Origin of the sequence: Yoonia sp. R2-816 (genome assembly GCF_046762905.1) — a bacterium.
Taxonomy (GTDB): Bacteria; Pseudomonadota; Alphaproteobacteria; order Rhodobacterales; family Rhodobacteraceae; genus Yoonia.
In genome coordinates this window covers 1-1,642 of sequence record NZ_JBKQXN010000100.1, presented here as the reverse complement: position 1 = coordinate 1,642, position 1,642 = coordinate 1, and the positions used below count along the sequence as shown (strand labels likewise).

At 57.0% G+C, this 1,642-nt stretch carries 3 protein-coding genes; all 3 read right to left on the bottom strand.

Annotation, left to right across the window (positions count from 1 at the left end; all coding sequences use genetic code 11):
• Positions 1–270 (bottom strand): transposase (locus ACFWW2_RS01840; RefSeq protein ID WP_393925659.1); only part of this gene is annotated, 270 nt, incomplete at its 3' end.
• A 49-nt stretch (positions 271–319) separates the two neighbouring features.
• Positions 320–667 (bottom strand): IS66 family insertion sequence element accessory protein TnpB, encoded by a 348-nt coding sequence (gene tnpB, locus ACFWW2_RS01835; protein WP_393925658.1) that lies wholly within the window; start codon positions 665–667, stop codon positions 320–322.
• Positions 664–1,056 (bottom strand): IS66-like element accessory protein TnpA, encoded by a 393-nt coding sequence (gene tnpA, locus ACFWW2_RS01830; RefSeq protein ID WP_393925657.1) that lies wholly within the window; start codon positions 1,054–1,056, stop codon positions 664–666. The genes tnpB and tnpA overlap by 4 nt, the downstream gene beginning before the upstream one ends.
• Between the last annotated feature and the right edge of the window lie 586 nt (positions 1,057–1,642).

The window sequence follows — 1,642 nt, the reverse complement described above, 5'->3', positions numbered from 1 at the left end:
GCGGCGCTTTGGTTTGTCCTTCGGTTCCTCATCGGGCAGGCGCAGCTTTGCCGTCATCTTGGCGACTGCGATCTCGCTCGTTTCCAGGGCCAGTTGAAGCTGATCAATGCTCTCTGATGAAGAGCCAAACCGGTGATTGCGATGGCCCGCCAGTTGATGGCGCAACTTCTCTATCAGGACGGCCTGCGACTTCACCTCGGCCAGCAAAAGCGCCGTGAATTGTCGCAGTTCATCAGGGTCGTTTGGCAAAGTTTTGTCGACGTCCAGCATGGTCGAACAATAGCAAAACAACAGCGTGACGGGAATCCCACATGCGCAGTTATCCCGCCTTGAGCGGCGTCCAACTGCGTTGCGGCACACGCCAATCGATCCCTTCCAGCAACATCGCCAACTGGGCCCCCGTGAGGGAGATTTTGCCCTCCTTCGCCGATGGCCAGACGAACCGACCCTTCTCTAGGCGCTTGCTGAACAGGCAAGCACCTTGGCCATCCCACCAGATGATCTTGATCAGATCACCGCGCCGACCACGAAAGACAAACAGATGCCCCGTGAACGGGTCCTGCTTCAGCGTCTGCTCGGCTTGGGCTGCCAGTGTCGTGAACCCGCGCCGCATGTCGGTCACGCCAGCAGCAAGCCAGACCCGCGTGTTCGCAGGGACAGGGATCATACAGACAAGCCCCGGATCAACCGGGCCAGTGCTTCGGGATCGTAGCCACCGACAATCCGCAGTTGATGACCTCCCGCGATGTCGATCTCAATCACGCTATGGCCGGATGTGGCATTGGCCGCAGGCGCGTGGCCCGGTTCTTCAGTGGCAGGCCGGTCAACAACCTCCACAGGCAAAAAGCATGCCGTCTCAGCAACCTCACCTTCGATGATCTCCGGATCAGGCGCAAACTTGGGATCACGTAGCCATTTGTGGATCAGGTTGGTGTTCATCGCGTACCGCCGCGCGACCTGCGCTACCGACACCCCAGGCGCGCGTGTTTGCGCACAGATCGACACTTTCTCCTCATCCGACCAGAACCGCTTCTTCTGACCCTTCTTGCCCGCCATATCTGCCCTCAAGATGTCCACTATCAATGGTGGACACTTATCAACACACTCTATGACACGTCAGAGCAGTCAGGCCGGACGCTTACGTCTTAACGGCTGTTTCGTCAATGAACACAACGCGATCTGGTGCCTTGGCGATGGCTGGCGAGCGATGAAGAGATGGGATGGTTGCCGCCCTCCCCATACGGCATCGCAATGTGCCAAAGATGTGGTCGTACACGGCCACAATTGAGAGAGGACGGCAAAATGATTGATACAATGATCGGTGTAGACTTGGCAAAGAATGTGTTTCAGCTTCATGGTGCTTCGCTGACAGGGGAGGTCAAATTTCGAAAGAGGCTCTCCCGACCTCAGTTTCGAAGGTTCATGGAAGCTCAGCCTGCAAGTATCGTTGTGTTTGAAGCTTGCGGCGGTGCTCATTTCTGGACGCGGGAGATGCAGCAACTTGAATCGCCCCGGTTTCACCGGAGACGTATAGCTTCATTTCATGCGACCATATCGAGCACGTCGTGCTGTGCATAGAAGTTCTGTTCAGCCTCTGCTGGCGGGATGTTTCCGATGGGGCCAAGCAGGCGCCGGTTGTTGA